Origin of the sequence: Mucilaginibacter sabulilitoris (assembly GCF_034262375.1) — a bacterium.
Lineage (GTDB): Bacteria > Bacteroidota > Bacteroidia > Sphingobacteriales > Sphingobacteriaceae > Mucilaginibacter > Mucilaginibacter sabulilitoris.
Genome location: NZ_CP139558.1, coordinates 3030433 through 3048103, shown reverse-complemented (window position 1 = coordinate 3048103; position 17671 = coordinate 3030433). Strand labels below are relative to the sequence as shown.

The 17671-nt window shown below is 47.6% G+C and carries 18 protein-coding genes; 17 read left to right on the top strand and 1 reads right to left on the bottom strand.

Annotation, left to right across the window (positions count from 1 at the left end; all coding sequences use genetic code 11):
• The first annotated feature begins 2 nt into the window (after positions 1-2).
• The 17 genes from traN to SNE25_RS13030 all read left to right on the top strand — a co-directional run bounded on the left by traN (position 3) and on the right by SNE25_RS13030 (position 17108).
• The gene (gene traN / locus SNE25_RS13110) at positions 3-839 is read left to right on the top strand and encodes a conjugative transposon protein TraN (RefSeq protein ID WP_321565554.1); all 837 of its coding nucleotides are present in this window, start codon (positions 3-5) and stop codon (positions 837-839) included.
• The gene (locus tag SNE25_RS13105; protein WP_321565553.1) at positions 839-1105 is read left to right on the top strand and encodes a hypothetical protein; all 267 of its coding nucleotides are present in this window, start codon (positions 839-841) and stop codon (positions 1103-1105) included. The genes traN and SNE25_RS13105 overlap by 1 nt, the downstream gene beginning before the upstream one ends.
• Positions 1095-6632 carry a helicase-related protein gene (locus SNE25_RS13100; protein WP_321565552.1) on the top strand — a complete coding sequence of 1846 codons (5538 nt, stop codon included), beginning with the start codon at positions 1095-1097 and terminating at the stop codon, positions 6630-6632. Before SNE25_RS13105 ends, SNE25_RS13100 begins: the two co-directional genes overlap by 11 nt.
• Positions 6633-6654: 22 nt before the next feature.
• Positions 6655-7140, top strand: coding sequence for a hypothetical protein (locus SNE25_RS13095; RefSeq protein ID WP_321565551.1), 486 nt, complete (start codon positions 6655-6657; stop codon positions 7138-7140).
• 171 nt (positions 7141-7311) lie between these two features.
• Positions 7312-9276, top strand: coding sequence for a type IV secretion system DNA-binding domain-containing protein (locus tag SNE25_RS13090; RefSeq protein WP_407667019.1), 1965 nt, complete (start codon positions 7312-7314; stop codon positions 9274-9276).
• A 30-nt stretch (positions 9277-9306) separates the two neighbouring features.
• Entirely contained in the window at positions 9307-9720 is a 414-nt protein-coding gene (locus SNE25_RS13085; RefSeq protein ID WP_321565549.1) for a hypothetical protein, read from the top strand.
• Between the two features lie 5 nt (positions 9721-9725).
• On the top strand, positions 9726-10163 hold the full coding sequence (locus tag SNE25_RS13080) for a hypothetical protein (protein ID WP_321565548.1): 438 nt from the start codon (positions 9726-9728) through the stop codon (positions 10161-10163).
• Entirely contained in the window at positions 10163-10591 is a 429-nt protein-coding gene (locus SNE25_RS13075) for a M23 family metallopeptidase (RefSeq protein WP_321565547.1), read from the top strand. Before SNE25_RS13080 ends, SNE25_RS13075 begins: the two co-directional genes overlap by 1 nt.
• Before the next feature lie 9 nt (positions 10592-10600).
• On the top strand, positions 10601-11857 hold the full coding sequence (locus tag SNE25_RS13070; protein ID WP_321565546.1) for a zincin-like metallopeptidase domain-containing protein: 1257 nt from the start codon (positions 10601-10603) through the stop codon (positions 11855-11857).
• Between the two features lie 5 nt (positions 11858-11862).
• Positions 11863-12645, top strand: coding sequence for a DUF4099 domain-containing protein (locus tag SNE25_RS13065; protein WP_321565545.1), 783 nt, complete (start codon positions 11863-11865; stop codon positions 12643-12645).
• Positions 12645-13271 carry a hypothetical protein gene (locus SNE25_RS13060; protein ID WP_321565544.1) on the top strand — a complete coding sequence of 209 codons (627 nt, stop codon included), beginning with the start codon at positions 12645-12647 and terminating at the stop codon, positions 13269-13271. Before SNE25_RS13065 ends, SNE25_RS13060 begins: the two co-directional genes overlap by 1 nt.
• A gap of 22 nt (positions 13272-13293) precedes the next feature.
• Positions 13294-13767, top strand: a complete 474-nt coding sequence (locus tag SNE25_RS13055) for a PH domain-containing protein (RefSeq protein ID WP_321565543.1) — start codon at positions 13294-13296, stop codon at positions 13765-13767.
• Positions 13768-13889: 122 nt separating this feature from the next.
• The gene (locus SNE25_RS13050; protein WP_321565542.1) at positions 13890-14114 is read left to right on the top strand and encodes a hypothetical protein; all 225 of its coding nucleotides are present in this window, start codon (positions 13890-13892) and stop codon (positions 14112-14114) included.
• Between the two features lie 168 nt (positions 14115-14282).
• The gene (locus tag SNE25_RS13045; RefSeq protein WP_321565541.1) at positions 14283-14645 is read left to right on the top strand and encodes an ArsR/SmtB family transcription factor; all 363 of its coding nucleotides are present in this window, start codon (positions 14283-14285) and stop codon (positions 14643-14645) included.
• Positions 14642-15241: a mercuric transport protein MerTP gene (merTP, locus tag SNE25_RS13040; protein ID WP_321565540.1), complete on the top strand. Its 600-nt coding sequence runs from the start codon at positions 14642-14644 to the stop codon at positions 15239-15241. Before SNE25_RS13045 ends, merTP begins: the two co-directional genes overlap by 4 nt.
• A gap of 14 nt (positions 15242-15255) precedes the next feature.
• Positions 15256-15471, top strand: a complete 216-nt coding sequence (locus tag SNE25_RS13035; protein WP_321565539.1) for a GDCCVxC domain-containing (seleno)protein — start codon at positions 15256-15258, stop codon at positions 15469-15471.
• 620 nt (positions 15472-16091) lie between these two features.
• A complete protein-coding gene (locus SNE25_RS13030; RefSeq protein ID WP_321565538.1) occupies positions 16092-17108 on the top strand; it encodes a hypothetical protein in 1017 nt (338 codons plus the stop codon).
• Positions 17109-17114: 6 nt separating this feature from the next.
• Here SNE25_RS13030 and SNE25_RS13025 read toward each other — a convergent pair whose 3' ends face one another.
• A complete protein-coding gene (locus SNE25_RS13025) occupies positions 17115-17567 on the bottom strand; it encodes a hypothetical protein (RefSeq protein WP_321565537.1) in 453 nt (150 codons plus the stop codon).
• Between the last annotated feature and the right edge of the window lie 104 nt (positions 17568-17671).

Genomic DNA, 17671 nt, shown 5'->3' with positions numbered 1-17671 from the left:
TAATGAAAAAACTACTTTTTTTCCTTGCCGTCATTACCGCAAGCCTGCGCAGCTATGCCCAATTAACACCGTTCGCGGAAGGCATTAAAAAGAACGCTTTGCCGATTGTCTACCTGCCCGAAAATGTATCGGTGCAGTTCATTTCACCGGAACCGATCCAGTACGTCGATATCTCGGCGAAGTCGGTTATTGGCGACCTCCCGCTTAAAAATGTACTGCGCATCCGGCTGAAGGATTCTGTCAACCTGGCGGATGCGGTGATCACAATTGCCGGTGAAAAATTTATCACCCAATACCATGTTATCCGCGCAGATTCGATCACGGCAAGGGATTCGCGAACGGAGATCACCATTGACCCGGCCGATACGCGGCCCCTCGATATTTCGGGTATCGGGCTTTCGCAAAACCAGCTCAGGCAGCTTTCGCTCAACCTCTTTTGTAAACGGCCCGGAAAAGCGATTGAAAAAACAAAGGCTTTTGGTCTGAAGGCGGAACTGCACCATATCTATACCGCCGGAGATTATGTGTTTATTGACATTGGCTACCGCAACAGTACCAACCTGACTTATGACATCGCCGATCTGCGGTTTCATATTGACGATAAAAAGATCACCAAAGCGACCAATATCCAGTCGGTAGAACTCAAGCCCGAATTTATCCTTTTTACCAACCCGCTTTTTCAAAAGACCTACCGCAACATCATCATCCTGAAAAAAATGACCTTCCCCGGCAATAAAGTCCTGCATATCGAATTAAGCGAAAAACAGCTTTCGGGACGGGTGATCACATTGAATATTACTTACCAGGACGTGCTCGATGCGGATACCATCCCCATCTGATGAACCCTTTAAAATTACTGGAACCGGACGAACGCGAACGCTATGATTATTTGCAGGAAATCTTCGAGGATGAGTTCGAGCAAACGCACCTGGCTTTTCATATCAGCGGCATCCTTGTATACGAGCTGCTGAATTTACTGGCAGCCTGCAAATTTTTGTTCGATGAGTTTGGGTTCCCCGAAAGTGAGGACAGCCGCCTGCTGCGATATGCCATAACCGGCACCATTGCCGAATACCTGGAAGGAGAAGAAAATCATGGCTTTTAACAGTTCAAAAAAACTGGCAGGCAATATCGCCGCGCTGACCATTGCCTTTTCGGAGCAGGATAGTTACACCGATGAACAGGTAGAAATTTTTAAAAATTATGCCGGGTTCGGCGGTTTGAAGGCCATTCTGTTCGGTGCCGGTCCTGTCGAAGAATGGGTACAGCAAAATGCTTCCGCCAATGACCTTCGCCTGCATCCGATGGTGGTTCAATTGTATGAATTGTTACAGGAAAAATTGTCGCCTGCCGATTATAAGTCGGCGATAGATGCGATGAAAAGCAGCATCTCCACCGCATTTTATACGCCCGACCTGGTGCCAGGCGCGTTATACGCTGCAATGAAGGATCAAGGCATCTTGCCCCAACGCCTTTATGAGCCGAGCGCTGGTGCGGGTATCTTTGTTACCGAAGCTGTTAAGGCCTTCCCGGACTTGCAGGAGTTCAACGCGGTGGAAAAGGATGAGCTGACCGGCAAGGTATTGATGGCGCTGATGATGAGCTTACCGGTAGATAGTATTGTTCAGGTTCGCGGCTTTGAGGAAACCGCCCCGGACGAAAAAGGCAAATATGATTTGATAACCAGCAATATCCCCTTTGGTAATTTCAGGGTATTCGACCCGGCCTACCAGGGCAGCGCGGTAACCAGCAAGATTCATGACTATTTTTTTGCTAAGGGCCTGGATAAATTAGGTGATGGCGGTTTGCTGGCTTTTTTAGTAACGGATGCTTTTCTGAATACGGCCTCCAATACCCTGGGGCGCAAGCATGTATTCACTTCGGCGGATTTTATCAGTCTGTCGGTTCTGCCGGATAACCTGATGAAAGACACGGCCAATACCGAAGCCCCGAGCCATTTGCTATTGGTTCAGAAGAACGATCACAAAGAGGCTTTTACTTCAGCCGAATTGCTGCTGATCGAAACGGTCGAACAAGAAAACAGCTACGGTAAATTTTCGATCAATGCCTACATTGAACGGCACCCTGAGTTGTTTTTGGCCGATACTATCGGCGAGGGAAAGAACCAGTACGGCAAACCCAGCCAACGGATTTGGCAGAAAGGCCCGCTCGAAGACATCCGGCAGCCGCTAAGGAAGCAGGTCGCGAAAGGCTTAGCCGCCAATTTTGACCTGGATCGCTGGAAAGCCTTACAACAGCGGCTGGCCGGTGAACGATCGGCCAGCAAAACTGAAAGTAAAACCGTGCCGATCGCGCGGTTTTTTACTTTTCTGCCACAGCCCGAAGTACAGGCTTCAGCTATTTCCGGCCAGGGTCAATTGGGCCTGTTTGACGCACCGACCCTTAATAACGACCAGGCGCAAGGCTATTTATCCGATCTGGATAAAGCCTTTGTTGAGCCTGCAACCGGCAGACAGATCAGCACCATTCGCACGACCGCGAGGCCAGATCATGACAGTATTGTGCTCATTACGGCGCAGGCCAAACAATCCGGCCGCTATCTGTATAAATTATTCAGCAACGTTCAGGAATTAAGCTTTTCCAGTAAGTGGGTCAGCGGCAATACGCTGACCTATGAATTAAAGGCCTTGTCAGCGAAGCTGAAACAGTTCGGGCATGATTACCGCTATGAAGGCGACCGCAGTTTGGAATCTGTCTTTGAATTAATGCCTGACCGCCCGGTCCCATTTACTAGTATAAAGCCCTTTTATAAGCGGGATACTTTGGTGATCCATGAAGGCAAGGCGGGTTTGACCGGGCTGATCGAAAACGGTCAGGCTGACTTCAAACCTTTCGATAGTCAAAATGATCTGTCGTTTTTCAGGCAGTACATCGCGCTGCGGGACAGTTACATGGAACTGTTTGCCAAGGAAGCAGAAGCTTTGCAGGTTCAGCCTCATTTGCGGATTTTGCTCAACCGGGATTATGAAAACTTTACTGGAAAATTTGGCGACCTGAACAAAGGCAGCAACCGTAACCGCATTTTACAGGATGCCGCTTTGGGGTTCGTGGTGCTATCGTCATTGGAAAGGCGGGAAAATGAGGCCTGGACAAAATCTGACATCTTCTTCGGCCCGGTGTTTTCACAGCAGGAAGGCCTGCATACCGATGATCCGGCCGAAGCATTGGCGCGGAGCTTGAATGACAAGGGTATTGTTGACCTCGGTTATATGAGTACCATGACCGGGCTGGATGAATATGCGATCATCCGCCAGCTGGATGGCAAAATCCTGATGAACCCGGTTAACCGCACCTGGGAAACGAACGATAGCTACCTTTCAGGAAATGTAGTTCAAAAGCTATCACTTGCCGAACAGGTTGCTGAAGTTAATCCGGATGATTTGCAGATCGCGCGAAGCCTGGCGGCGATCAGGCGGGTACAGCCGGAAAAGATACCTTTTGAGCTGCTGGACTTTAACCTGGGGGAACGCTGGATGCCGGTGAACTATTACCAGCAGTTTGCCAGCGACCTTTTTGGGCTGGACACCCATATCGAATATTTCTCATCGGCTGATAGTTTTAAGGTTACTTATAAAAACGGCAACGCCAAAACGGACGAGGAATTTGCCATTATGCCGAAGTCCGGTATTAAAATGAAGGGCGCGGCCCTTTTGGAACATGCGCTGGAAAACACAAGCCCTTATTTCAGCTACAAGGTTGGCACGGGCGATACGGCAGTCAGGTTGCCGGATAACGAAGCTATCCAACTGGGGCACCAGAAGATCGAATCGATCCGCAGCCGCTTTGAGGAATGGCTGCGCGAATTGCCAGGCAGCGAGAAAAATGCCATTGAGGCCCTGTACAATACGACTTTTAACTGCTATGTCCTGCGCGAGTACGACGGCAGCCATCTGGCTTTTCCAGGCCTTGACCGCAAGGCACTGGGCATCGAGGATTTGTATAGTTCGCAGCGTAATGCCGCATGGCGGATCATTCAGAACCGGGGCGCTTTGATCGATCATGAAGTGGGTCTCGGTAAAACCCTGACCATGATCGTTGCCGCACAGGAAATGAAACGGTTGGGCATCGTCCAAAAACCCATGATCCTGGCACTCAAGGCCAATGTCGGGCAGATCAGCGATACATATCGGAAGGCTTATCCGCATGCGAAAATACTGGCACCGGGTGAAAATGATTTTACGCCGGTGAAAAGGCAAACGCTTTTTCACCAGATCAAGAACAACAATTGGGACTGTATCATCCTGACGCACGATCAGTTCGGCAAGATACCGCAATCACCCGAAGTGCAGCAACAGATACTTGAAGCTGAACTGGATAACATCCAGGCAGACCTGGATACGCTCAAATCTTTAGGCGGTGAAGTTTCGCGCTCGATCCTTAAAGGGCTGGAACTACGCAAAAAGAACCTCGAAGCCAAATTAGAGGATATATTATATACGCTCGAAAATAAAAAGGATTCCGGTATCGATTTTCTCGAAATGAATATTGACCACCTTTTTGTGGACGAATCGCATAAGTTCAAGAACCTGACGTTTACCACCCGGCACAACCGCGTAGCCGGTTTGGGTAACCAGGACGGCAGCATGAAGGCGCTCAACATGTTGTTTGCAGTACGCACCTTACAGCAAAAGTTTAATGCCGATCTATGCGTGACCTTTTTATCCGGCACACCGATCTCGAATAGCTTAACGGAGATGTATTTGATCTTCAAATACCTGCGGCCAAACGAACTTGAACGGCAAAGCATCAGCAACTTTGATGCCTGGGCAGCAGTATTTGCCAAGAAGACAACGGACTTTGAGTTTTCTGTCACTAACCAGATTACTGCGAAGGAACGCTTCCGTCATTTCATCAAGGTACCCGAACTGGCGCTTTTTTATAACGAGATCACCGATTATAAGACAGCCAAACACATCAACCTGGATAAGCCTGAGCTTTCGGAAACATTAGTAAACATTCACCCGACACCCGACCAGCAGGACTTTATCAAAAAGCTAATGCAGTTTGCCGAAACGGGCGACGCGACCCTGTTAGGCCGTCCGCGCCTGACTGCAGAGGAAGATAATGCCCGGATGCTGATCGCCACCAATTACGCCAAGAAAATGTCGGCGGATATGCGGCTCATCGACCCGGATTATGACGACCACCCGGATAACAAGGTCAACGTATGCGCGCGTAAGGTCGCCGAAATTTACAACCTTAGCAACCAGCACAAGGGAACGCAAATTGTGTTCAGCGACATTGGCACACCGAAGCCTGGAGTATTCAATATCTATGATGCATTAAAAGATAAACTGGTTCGCGATTTTGACATCCCGGCACATGAGATCACCTATATTCACGACTGGACAGACCGGCAAAAGCCGGAACTGTTCCGTAAAATGAACGCCGGTGAAATCCGGCTTTTGTTGGGTAGTACCGACAAGGCGGGCACAGGGTTGAATGTCCAGGCAAGGGTATTAGCAATGCATCATTTTGACACACCGTGGCGTCCAAGCGATCTGGAACAGCGCGACGGCCGCGGTGCCAGGCAGGGTAACTGGCTGGCGAAAAAGTTTTATGACAACAAGGTGTTTAACTTTATTTATGGAGTCGAACAATCGCTGGACGCTTACAAGTTCAACCTGTTAAAGAACAAGCAGACCTTTATCTCGCAGATGAAAAACTGTGAGCTGAATGTACGGACACTTGATGAAGGCGCTTTGGATGAAAAAAGCGGTATGAACTTTTCCGAATATATCGCCATCCTTTCGGGCGACACCACCCTGTTGGAAAAGGCAAAGGTTGAAAAGAAAGTCGCACAGTTAGAAGGCTGGAAATCGGCCCACTTCCGCGAGGTCGCCCGTAACCGCTACAGCCTGGAAGCTGCCGAAAAAAGATTAAGTGAGATCAAAGGCACGATGGAGGGCCTGCTCCGGGACGAAGCCCTGTATACTTCGCAATTGAAGCATAACAAGGAGGGCAATAAATTGAATCCCATTCAATTGACGGATTTTCCATCGGCGGATGCGGAAGCATTGGGCAATAAGATTATCGCACAGTACAGGGGCTGGCAGCCGGGCAAAGGTGAATTGGAAGAAAAAAAGATCGGCACTTTATATGGCTTTGACCTCTATATCCGCCAGCAGCGCGAGGGGTATGAAGACCAGGGTTTATTCAAATATCGTATGCAAAACCACCTGTTTGCTGAAGGGCCGGGCGGCATCAAATATCAGACCAACGGCGGGAACCCCAACATCGATAACCCCAAAATGGCTGCCCGTTATTTCCTGAATGCGATTGATAAAGTTACCGGCTTGCGGGAAAAATATGAAAAAGAGCAGAACGAACTGCTTACGGAGATTCCGACCTTAACAGAACTCAGCCAGAAGACCTTTGAAAAAGAACAGGAACTGGTTGAACTGCGGGTTGAACTGCGCAGGCTGGAACAGGAAATTGCTGCTAAGATCAAGGCAAGCCAAAAGCAAACTGCGCCTGAAGAAGAACGGGCCGAAGAGCAAACCGAAGAAAAGGCAACCATTGTTTCCCTTGATCATTCTGAAAACTTGCTGATGATCCGCCGTGCACACCTTTTGGGCATCGATTATTCAGCAGAAGATTTAACGCGATAATTACATTTTGATTTATTTACTTATGGTGCAGTTTGAACATTACCGCTGTCCGCTGCATCGCTATACCTTTTCCGTTAAGCCGGTCAGAAAATGGGTGGAAAAGCACTGCGAGGGCCGGGTGCTCAATTTGTTTGCAGGTCCGACCTTGCTCGGTGTGGATGAGGTCAGGAACGACCTTGACCCGGAAATGGCTGCACATTATCATCTGGATGCGCTGAAATTGTTAAGCAACTGGTCTGGAGAACCATTTAATACCGTTTTGCTTGACCCACCCTATGCGATCAGGAAAAGTATGGAGCTGTACAAGGGCAATATTTGCAGCCCGTTCCGGCAACTGAAAGACGAAATACCCCGCTGCCTGTCCCTGGGTGGCATCGTCATCACATTTGGCTACCATTCCATCGTAATGGGTGCCGGAAGAAAATTTTCTTTGGAACGGATTGCTCTGTTCAGCCATGGCGGGGCGATCCATGATACAATTGCCTCAATTGAACGCTTTAATCTTTGATTTCTATTGTTTTATTATGGAAGACCGCCGCAGGCAGCCCTCCAACCATTAAAAAACAAATCACTTATGGAGGAACGGCGTTAGCCCTCCTGACTGCCATTAAAAATCAATTTTATGGAAGAAACCCACGAGCAACACAAGTTGCATGGCTTTATGCAATGCCTCATTTATGTGTCCATAGCACTCGAGGCCGCTATATTTGTTTATCTGAAAGCCCCATTCTGGGGCTTTTTTTATGGGCCGGTAGAAAAACTGAGCCATGTGCTTATTTACAGTAATTTACTGTACAGCAAGCTGGCAACACTGCTGCTGATCTGCCTGGTCAGCATAGGTACCTTAGCCAAAAAGAAACAGGAGCTTGATCCCAAACTGCATATCCTTTACCCTCTGGCTTTGGGGCTGCTTCTGTTCTTTGGCGGGGCATTTTTATATGGCCGTGCCGGTTCCTTAGCCTTTGTTTATACCACCTGGTGGAACTTAGGTTATATGCTTTGTTCGCTGTTTGGGGCTATCCTCGTCAGCGTTTCGATGGATAATGTTTCCAAGATGATCCGCTCCGGCTTGGGCAAGGATATCTGGAATGTAGAGGGCGAAAGCTTTATGCAGCCAGTCAAGCCGGTGGTTACGCCTTATTCGGTGAATATCCCCATGCAGTTTTATTACAAGAACAAAGTACGTTCGGGCTGGATCAATATCGTCAATCCCTTTCGGGGCACGATCCTGATCGGTACGCCGGGGTCAGGCAAGTCCTTTGGCATCGTCAACCCCTTCATCCGGCAGATGATCGGTAAAGGATTTTGTACAGTAGTCTACGATTATAAGTATCCCGATCTCGGAAAGATCGCTTATTACCACTACCTGTTAGCCAAGCAGCAGGGTAAGTGCAAGGGCTATGATTTTCATGTGATTAACTTAAACGATGTGGAGCGCAGCCGCCGTACCAATCCCTGGCGGGCCGATTACCTGCGTTCACTGGCTGATGCTTCCGAGGGTGCCGAGGGGTTAGTGGAAGCGATGAAAAAGGGGGATAAATCGGGCGGCAGCGACCAGTTCTTCACCCAATCGGCTATTAACTTCTTAGCAGCTTGCATTTATTTTTTTTCCAAACATGCGGGGGGCAAATATTCCAGCTTTCCGCATGTGTTGTCCTTTTTGAACCATTCCTACGAGGATATTTTTAATACGCTTTTTTCTGAGCCGGAACTGGTTTCATTATTATCACCTTTCAAAAGCGCTTACGTCACTAAAGCCTTTCCGCAATTGGAAGGGCAGATCGGTACCCTGAAGATATTTATCAGCCGCTTAGCCACGAAAGAGACCTTTTGGGTCTTTTCGGGAGATGATTTCAATTTGAAGATATCGGACAAGGCCACGCCCGGTATCGTGGTGCTGGCGAACGACCCCAATACGCAAAACATCAACTCGGCCTGTTATTCGGTGGTGATGAACCGTCTGACCAAGCTGATCAACAGCAAAGGCAATCTGCCCTCGGCTTTGATCATTGACGAGATTCCGACATTATATACTTACAAGATCGAAAACCTTTTGGCAGTGGCCAGGAGTAATAAGGTCGCCATATTGATGGGTTTACAGGAGCTGCCGCAGTTCAATCAGCATTACGGGAAAGATACCGCTGCTACGATAACCGCAGTCGTAGGCAATGTGCTGGCCGGTTCCGTCAGAAACAAGGAAACATTAGATTGGCTGGAAAGACTGTTTGGCAAGAATAAACAGATCGGTGAAAGCCTGTCCATCGACCGTAATAAAACCTCAACATCGTTACAGGAAAAATTAGAGCCATTGATCCCTGCGGGTAAAATGGCTTCGCTCAATACAGGCGAGATGGTCGGCCTGATCGCTGCCGATGTACAGGAGGTTTATACGGGAAAGTTTGAAACCTCAGCCATCAATTGCAAAGTGAACCTGAGTGCCGCGGAATTAAGCGCAGAAGAAGCGGGCTACCGCGAGCTGCCAGTGTATTATGATTTCGCGGGGCGCAAGGAAGAAATCCTGCGCGAAAACTTTATGCGCATTAACAGCGAGGTCGACACCATTGTCGAATCCTTCCGCAAACCGATCCCGCAGGTACAGGTGCTGCCCAAAGGCAGTATGAAACAGATCGCCCAACCGAAATAAAAACGCTGATCATTTTTAAAACATTTTACCATGAACAAACATGACGAACTGTCCGGCACCTTAGTGCTGGTACACCCCCAATTATTGACCGATCCCGCCGAAAAAAAGAACCAGATCGGAATCATTGCCTCAGCGGAGATCGAAAACGACAACGTCGTCGTCAGCTTTGGCAGCGAGGGGCAGGCATTATTTTCTGCCGATGCATTGCTGGTCTTGAAAAAACCCGGCAGTATTCATTTTGACACTTTGCGTGATCACCTGAAAATGAATACGCAGGATTTTAAAGACCTGCTAAAGGTGGGGATGCTCGCCAATTCAAACCTGACAAAGGATCACAGGCAGGCGATTGAAATTTCCCGTGATAACCCGGTAGTTCTGGAATATAGCATGGCTTCACTCGAAGAAGAACTGGGATTGAAGCAGGATTATAGCGTAAGCCGCTGAATGACATGAATGATTTAGATTTCTTTAAAATATCCGGCGCAAACGACAAGCTGCGGGGCGTGGTGGTATTTGTCCATCCTGAGTTGTTAGCTGATCCTTTGGGAAAGCGCAACCAGGTCGGTGTGATCTGCGAAGCCGACATCGCCCTTGATAATATCTATGTAGATTTTAGAGATAAGACCGGGCTTTTTTCCGCAGATGCCTTGTTTACTTTCCTGCCTTCGGATCATATGCAGGATAACCTGGTGAACATGCTGCATAATAAAATGTCAAGTGAGTTCAAGGCATTACAGCAGGTGGAGTTGCTGGTGCGCTATGGTGATGTGACTGAAAAGATCAAAGCCATGCAGACTGCCCGTGACCACCCTGCCATTCAACCCATGTGCGTCGAAATCTTAAAAGACCAAATTTCCCGCGACATTTTTAACCAATACGAACGGTAATGAAATTATTTTGCTGCTGCCTGCTGGCTTTGCCGCTGCGGTACCTGGTATTGACATCGGGCTACGGTTACAGGGTTCATCCTGTCACCGGGCGGTTCTGTTTTCATTCAGGCATTGATCTCCGCGCAAGGCATGATACTGTTTTCGCGGTGATGCCCGGCCGTATTGCTTTTACCGGCTATGACCGTGTGACAGGTGTATATATCCGCCTCGCAAGCCGTGACTTTACCCTGCTATATGGTCATTTATCCCAGGTCTTTGTCCTGGCGGGAGATTCGGTTAATTCCGGCACGCCGCTGGGGATCACCGGTTCATCCGGCCGCGTAACGGGAGAACATCTGCATTTCAGCGCCAGCTACAGACAGGTTCCTGTCAACCCGCTGCTTTTTCTGCGGGGCCTAATGAATAATCAATTAACAAATAAATAAGGAAAAACCATGAGTACACCGTTTAAACCCCTATCCGAACAGATCACAGGAAAAATGATCGCGGACCTGAAAGCCGGAACTTCCATCTTTCAACGGCCAAACAACAGTTTAAACTCGGCATTGCCGTTCAACATCGAAAGCGGCCACCGCTATGCCGGGCCATCGGCTTTAATTTTGCTAATGCAGAAGCGGGACGACCCGCGCTGGGGCACCTCTAATCAGGCCAACCGAAACCATACGGCGGTGGTCAAGGGCAGCACCGGAACACTGATCCAGTTTATGTCCAATTATGAATACCAGAAAATGGTGGACAACGAAGGTCAGCCCGTTTTAAAAGAGAACGGCAAGCAACGTACCGAGCGCATCAAACTGGACGAACCGAAACAGGTTGATGCCTGGCTCTTTAATGGTGAGCAGATGCGCAAGCTCGAAAAATGGGAAAAAGAGCCAAACATTCTTTCACCCGCTGAACGTGCGCAGGCGATACTGGATAACAGTAAAGCTGTGATCGAAAATGGCGGCGAGGATATGTTCTATGACCGCCAGTTAGATGCGATCATTATCCCGGAGATGGAACAATTTGCCAGCCCGGAACAGTATTATGCCGAAGCGCTGCACCAACTGGCCCATTGGACAGCAGCAGAGAACCGGCTGAACCGTCCGCTTGTAGGCGAGGCGGGTGAATTTGTGATGATCCGGGAGGAATTGCGGACGAACCTGGCCTCTTTGCTGTTAAGCAAAGAACTGAACCTGCCCTATGAACTGAATTACCACGAGGGCTTTGTCAGTTCCTGGGCACAGATAATGAAGGATGAGCCTTCCGAATTATTTAAAGCCGCATCGGACGCGCAAAAGATCGCGGATCATATCCTCGGGTTTGAACAGCAGATCGAAGAAAAACAGGAAGCTGACCAAAGCGCGCAGGAAGAACATGGGAACGAAGCCGGAAAGACAGCCGAATCCGGGGTCGATGTGGCAAAGATCGATCCAACCAAACTCACCGAAGGCGAAGTCATACCCCACAACGGCACCGAATTCAAAGTGATTAAGGCGCAGAAGAACAATGTTTACCAGATGCAGGATTTAGGCAGCGAGCGTAAATTTAAAATGAGCGCGAAAGATGAACTGTTCGGCTTATTGCTGGACGCCCGAAATACCTCGCAGGAGATTACCGCCAGCAGGGATGTTTCTGCCGAAGAAGCTGCTTATCATGAAACAGAGGCCGTTGAACAATTCCTGGATGAACAATACCGGATAGAACGCTAAAAGTTATGCAAAGACAACAATTTAAAAGGGAGGAACTCCCAATGGAGCAACTTCAACAATTAGGACTAGCCAATTGGAATGTACTGCATATCGATGATGATGACCTGGCGGCTTTGCTTAATGGTCGCCGGACAGATATGCTGCGCCTGGAAAACCTCGAACAGCAGGGCCTGCATATTCCGGCATTGGATGCGAAGCTTTCCTTAAGGCGTAATGAAGACGGTGGGGTTGAACTTTTAGCACATCCGATATATAAATACGCTGAAGGGCCGGAATACCTGACGGATACCGAGATAGAGAGCCTCGAAAAAGGCGATGCGGTGAACGTGGTCAAAACCATTACAGAAGACGGTGGGGCTAAACGTGAGGTATTGGTGGAATTTGATAAGGAAACCAATGAGTTTATTGTCGTAGACACCGGCAAAGTTGAGCCGCCGGAAGAGATCAACGGCATACCGCTGACGAAGAAGCAAAAGGAAAATTACCGCAAGGGTAAGGAAGTCGAGACCGAAGACGGTACGACCATCCAGTATTCCGCTAAAGACAAGCAGGCCATCCGCGCTGACCGTTTGGCCCTGATCGCTTCAGTGCTGATCGACGGAGGTGTTTCTTACGTGTTGTTTAAAGGTTTGAATGCTTTGTTTAACAAGCCGCAGCATAAAGAACCGGGCAGGAACTTTCATAAAGCATTTGCGCAGCTCTCCGAAGCAGAAGCGAAACAGGTCGCACCGGCAGTAAAGCCGGAAAATGATACCGATGAAGAAATTTCCGAAACGATCAGCCGCTGATGCACCCTTACCTGACCCGTTTGGGCATCCGGTCGGAAGTACAGCGTTTCTTCCGGCCTTTTTATACCTCTGACGCTTTGGGAAACCTGGTCTTTGCTTATGGTGAAGCGGCGGAACATTTTGGTTTTGCTTTTCATAAGGTGCCCGTAACGGATGGGTTTTGGTTTGCGGGTAATTTAGCTTTTTCACAAGTCCGCCTGGTTATCCTGTCCGCTTCGGCACTTGACGCTGTTTCCTGGCTGAATAAAAAGCTGCCTGCCTTTCCGCAAACCGAAAATTTGTTGTTTGTGGCATTGGGGGCTGGTATAAGCGACGCGCAACTTTTATGGATCGGGACCAATTTCGCGAATAAACAAGTCCGGCTCTTGTTTGGGCGGGATCTGCTGGGAAGGATAGCCGACTTAAAGCTGGCGGCTGCAATAAAGGGCTGGCCGTTGTCGGTTTATTTGGGCCAGCGCGATCAGCTTATAATTTATTTCCGTAACCGGCATTTTGTTTTCAGGCGGGAACAATTCAGCCTGGCGGCTTTTGAACGGGTAGCTGGTGTCCGGTTTGGCGTGGCCACTGATAAACCCAAAGTATATCCTACTTTTTTTGATGAGCTGAAGGCGGAAGCCGGGCTTTAACCTGATTTAATCTTAATTTTTTATGGAATCCTTTATTGTTGATGAGCCGCAGGTGATCACGATCCGGCCTGCAGCGGTGTTTGCCTTTGTGCATGTGCTGGCATTTATGTTGTGCAGCCTGGGCTTTTTGTTACTGGCCTGGCGCTATTGGCCGGGGCTGGTCTGGATCAGTTTACTGTCTGCCGCGTTCGGCCTGTACCGCTTTTGGTTTATCCGCAGTGTTTGTTATACCATCACGCCGGAGATTATCCGCATAAGGCGCGGCATCTTCTTTAAACGCACCGACCAGGTAGAGTTATACAGAGTGAAGGATTACATTTTAACGCAGCCCTTTTTATTGCAGGTCTGCGGCCTGATGAACCTCACGCTGAAAAGTACCGACCCTGAAAATCCCGTCATCTGGCTGCGCGGCATACCGGCATCCGACCTGGTGGATACCCTGCGGGGCTATGTGCAGCAAGCCCGGCTGAACAATAAAATTTATGAGATCAATTAAACTTTATTGTTAAAATTCTTTCCAATAACCATTAAATTTAGTATCTTTAGGTATAAAACATGAGGGTATTTTAACCAATTTGCCCGAGGTTGCTTAGCAAGAAAATCCGATCATTTACTGTAATGAAAACGTTTGTTTATCTGGTATTTACCTGTTTTATTTCCACCGGCGCGTTTATGGGCGCTCTGTATTCCAAAACCCCTTTGCTGTTGTATGCTGTAGGTTTCGGCATTTGGGTGCTGTTCCTGTGGGGAGTATTCCGCCGTATGAAAAAACATGATGAGCGCCGCGATATGGAGCGCCAATTCAGCGAGTTTATGCGCACGAACCGCCAGCACCGCTTTTAAGACATTTTTGTATTTTTGCACATTATTGACCGGCATCCTTGCCGGTTTTGTGATAAGGTTCCTCTAAAAATAAACCATCTTAAAATAAGATTATACCTTAAATAAAAAAGGCACAATCTTATTTAAGTAATTGCTTAAATACATACATTTGTACTTTCATTTAAAAGTATGAGTACGTGTAGCCGAATTTTTGCCGATACAACGCAGATTAATAATTGCAAAGAATTACTTCAACTAAAACAGCCTGTTTTTACCGAACTTGCTCACGTCATATCGTTATCAGGGAATGAGGTTCGGCTAAAAATACTTTTCCTTTTACAACAGGAAAATGAACTTTGCCCATGTGACCTAAGTGATATATTAGGTATGACCATCCCTGCAATCTCTCAGCATCTTCGCAAACTTAAGGATGGAAATATTATCAAGTCACGCAAGAGCGGGCAGACAATCTTCTACTCACTTTGTGATACAAGTCTATTGCTGCCTTTGTTTAACCTATTGCAAACCCCTTTAACAACTGAATCAATATGATCACCACCAATGCCAATAAAAGTTGGATACCAGGTTTACTTGCTGCGTTAACTGCATCACTATGCTGCATTACACCGGTTGTGGCTCTATTAGGCGGAGTTAGCGGGATGGCTTCATCTTTTTCATGGATTGAACCGGCAAGACCCTACCTAATTAGTTTTACAATACTCGTATTCGCATTTACTTGGTATCAGCGGCTGAACAAAAAAACACAAACTAATGATTGTTGTGAGGTAAGGGCCACTTCCTTTTGGCAATCAAAAAAGCTTTTACTGATCGTTACCGTGCTATCCGCGATATTGATAACCTTCCCTTATTACTCATCTGTATTATATTGCGCTCCTAAACAATCTTCTGCAATTACAATTCAACAAAATAATTTGAAATGGGTACAACTTACTGTCAGGGGAATGGGTTGTGCAGATTGTACCAAACATATCGATGGAGTGCTATCCAAAGTTCCTGGCGTAGTTAAAGTGTCTACTTCTTTTGAAAAAGCGCAGACTTCTGTTAATTACGATCCTAAAAAAACGTCGGCAGGCAGCCTGAAAAACAAAATCACACAAATAGGTTATCAGGTTACTTCCGTTAAATAACTCAAACAAATAACATGCTCAAGGACATTCAATTACAATCCGTGCTTACCTGCCCGAATTGCGGACACCATAAAGAAGAAACAATGCCTACAGATTCCTGCCAGTACTTTTATGAATGTGAAAAGTGTCATACAAACTTAAAACCACTTGCCGGTGACTGCTGTGTTTTTTGCAGTTATGGAACTGTAAAATGTCCCCCTATACAACAAGGATCATCCTGTTGCAGCTGACAATTTCTATATACGACAGGCAAAACAGTCTATAAGCCGATGGTTTATAAATGACATCGCCGATCATTATGAGGTTGATTATATCGCCTGGTATGCCGAACCGATGGCCGGGCTATATGGTGAAGCGGTACGCAGCGCAGGGGAAACGCAGTTTGTCAATATCGATACCTATACGCAGAAAGGCCAGGAAATAACCCGGCGTTCTTCGAACTAAAGCAGCTACAGGCCTCTCTGCTGCTGGGCCAGCAGCCTGAACGTTGATTGCTGATTTCCTACCACCTATTCTCGTCGATCACCCCGTTATTATCTCGGTATTCCCCGCCGTTGGCGCTGAAAATCATCGCCGCTCTTTTGCTGTTCCTTCCGCCGTTTTCAGCGCGATCTTTCCCATAAACTTCCTTTCGCTATAAGCCGCAATCGCGGTTCTTTCCCGGTCATTCAACCGCATCTCTATAAATCCCCGCGTTTTCTTTTCCTATCTTATCCGTTCAACAGCTTGACCGAAGCTACCTGCCCGAACTGTGTCAGCATCCTTTTAAGCATTTGTAAAACTACTGACAAAATGGATTCATAACGGTTTTGCTTGAATGAAATATGTACCTTTCATAAAGAGAAGAACATTGAAAACAATCACAGTATATATCGGAAAAGAGGACAGGACGCTTGCAGAAACGTTTCGCGAATTTTATGAGCCTTACGCCTACCAGGGGACACTGGAAGGGAATTTGCGCGAATCACGAAAGCTGAAGAAAGAAACCATGGCCTGTCGTTTTTGTAAGAAAAGCCGCGCTGAAACGACCTTCAGCCAGGACACTCATCTTATTTCAAAGCTGCTTGGGAAGAATACGTACTATTCCCATGACGAATGTGATACCTGTAATCAGCAATTCCGGCTGTTTGAAAATGATCTTGCCGCTTATCTCGGAACCTCGCGTGTCTTTAACCACATGATCGCCGGGACAAGCGCTCCCGGATTTGAATCCGCAAATGGCCAGATCAAGATCAAAAAGAAAAACGATTTGATCTGGCTGGAGAAAAAAGGCGACAGGCATGATGATTTAAAGATTGATCTTAAGAATGGCAAGGCTGCGATCAAAATGGAAACTCAGCTTTTCCGGCCAGAAAATGTCTATAAGGCACTCCTAAAAATGGCTATGGGTATATTGCCTGAAATAGACCGGCCGGATTATAATGCCGGATTTAAGTTCCTCCTACACATGGAAAACTACCCGGAACTGACCTGCTTTAAACGCGCCCTGCTCACCGAAACCGATATAGTTATTGCAAGGCCATTTGCCCAGCTCTTTAAAAAATTAGAAAGTGTAACTGATGAGCGGTTCCCTCAACATCTTTTCTGCCTATCAGTCGGCAATCTGGCTTTCCAGCTGGCGCTGCCCGGCCACCGTGAGTTTCACGGAACTACACTTCAAGGTTACCGGATGGCCATCGCACCCTATATCCAGTTGAACTCCGCAGAACCTCACGATGGGGTTGTTCGCGGACGTAAGGTAGAGGATCTGCGATCAACAGAACAAAAGTCAAATGATCATAGTATGCATTTTGAATTCCCAACCGAAAATTTAGCAGCGGTGCAACTTGATTTTGATATTGGGGAATTATTCAAAAACAAAAGTTAGCCCCGTTTACGCAGTATAGTCTCTGATCCGGCGCATGATCTCCCGTTCCAGCCTATGGTCTGAAATATCACCGCCGCTAATTTCCCATTCGGTTCCCATTAGTTCGATCTCGGCGGAAAAGCCACCATTAATAAATACCAGGAAACGGCCCTCATCAGCCATCAGCTGGATGTATTTGCGTTCATGGAAGCGGTCATAGGTAAAGGATAGCGCGGTATCAGGATCATTGCCGGACACGAAGACCGGCTGGTTATCCTGTAACAGGTCTACCACCTGTAATACTTCCGCCTCGCTCAGCCGCTGCCCTGTATATATCCATTCGTAGACGGTCATACCCTGAAAATGCAGTTCACCCAAAAAGCCGGGATTGGCTTCACCCTCCAATTCTACGTATTCGAGGTAACGTTCCAGTCTTTCTTCAATATCTTCGCTTTCTTCAGCAGGGTAGCCCTCGTACAAACGAAAAGCCTGTGTAGCTACTTACAATTCGCCTTCCTGCCGGTAAACCGGGAAGATATCGACCGTTTCCATTTGGCCGTTATCTTTGGTGATCTGGATTAAAG

Coding starts and splice junctions, on each gene's coding strand:
- traN (WP_321565554.1), top strand. CDS start 3: ATGAAAAAACTACTTTTTTTCCTTGCCGTCATTACCGCAAGCCTGCGC.
- SNE25_RS13105 (WP_321565553.1), top strand. CDS start 839: ATGAACCCTTTAAAATTACTGGAACCGGACGAACGCGAACGCTATGAT.
- SNE25_RS13100 (WP_321565552.1), top strand. CDS start 1,095: ATGGCTTTTAACAGTTCAAAAAAACTGGCAGGCAATATCGCCGCGCTG.
- SNE25_RS13095 (WP_321565551.1), top strand. CDS start 6,655: ATGGTGCAGTTTGAACATTACCGCTGTCCGCTGCATCGCTATACCTTT.
- SNE25_RS13085 (WP_321565549.1), top strand. CDS start 9,307: ATGAACAAACATGACGAACTGTCCGGCACCTTAGTGCTGGTACACCCC.
- SNE25_RS13080 (WP_321565548.1), top strand. CDS start 9,726: ATGAATGATTTAGATTTCTTTAAAATATCCGGCGCAAACGACAAGCTG.
- SNE25_RS13075 (WP_321565547.1), top strand. CDS start 10,163: ATGAAATTATTTTGCTGCTGCCTGCTGGCTTTGCCGCTGCGGTACCTG.
- SNE25_RS13070 (WP_321565546.1), top strand. CDS start 10,601: ATGAGTACACCGTTTAAACCCCTATCCGAACAGATCACAGGAAAAATG.
- SNE25_RS13065 (WP_321565545.1), top strand. CDS start 11,863: ATGCAAAGACAACAATTTAAAAGGGAGGAACTCCCAATGGAGCAACTT.
- SNE25_RS13060 (WP_321565544.1), top strand. CDS start 12,645: ATGCACCCTTACCTGACCCGTTTGGGCATCCGGTCGGAAGTACAGCGT.
- SNE25_RS13055 (WP_321565543.1), top strand. CDS start 13,294: ATGGAATCCTTTATTGTTGATGAGCCGCAGGTGATCACGATCCGGCCT.
- SNE25_RS13050 (WP_321565542.1), top strand. CDS start 13,890: ATGAAAACGTTTGTTTATCTGGTATTTACCTGTTTTATTTCCACCGGC.
- SNE25_RS13045 (WP_321565541.1), top strand. CDS start 14,283: ATGAGTACGTGTAGCCGAATTTTTGCCGATACAACGCAGATTAATAAT.
- merTP (WP_321565540.1), top strand. CDS start 14,642: ATGATCACCACCAATGCCAATAAAAGTTGGATACCAGGTTTACTTGCT.
- SNE25_RS13035 (WP_321565539.1), top strand. CDS start 15,256: ATGCTCAAGGACATTCAATTACAATCCGTGCTTACCTGCCCGAATTGC.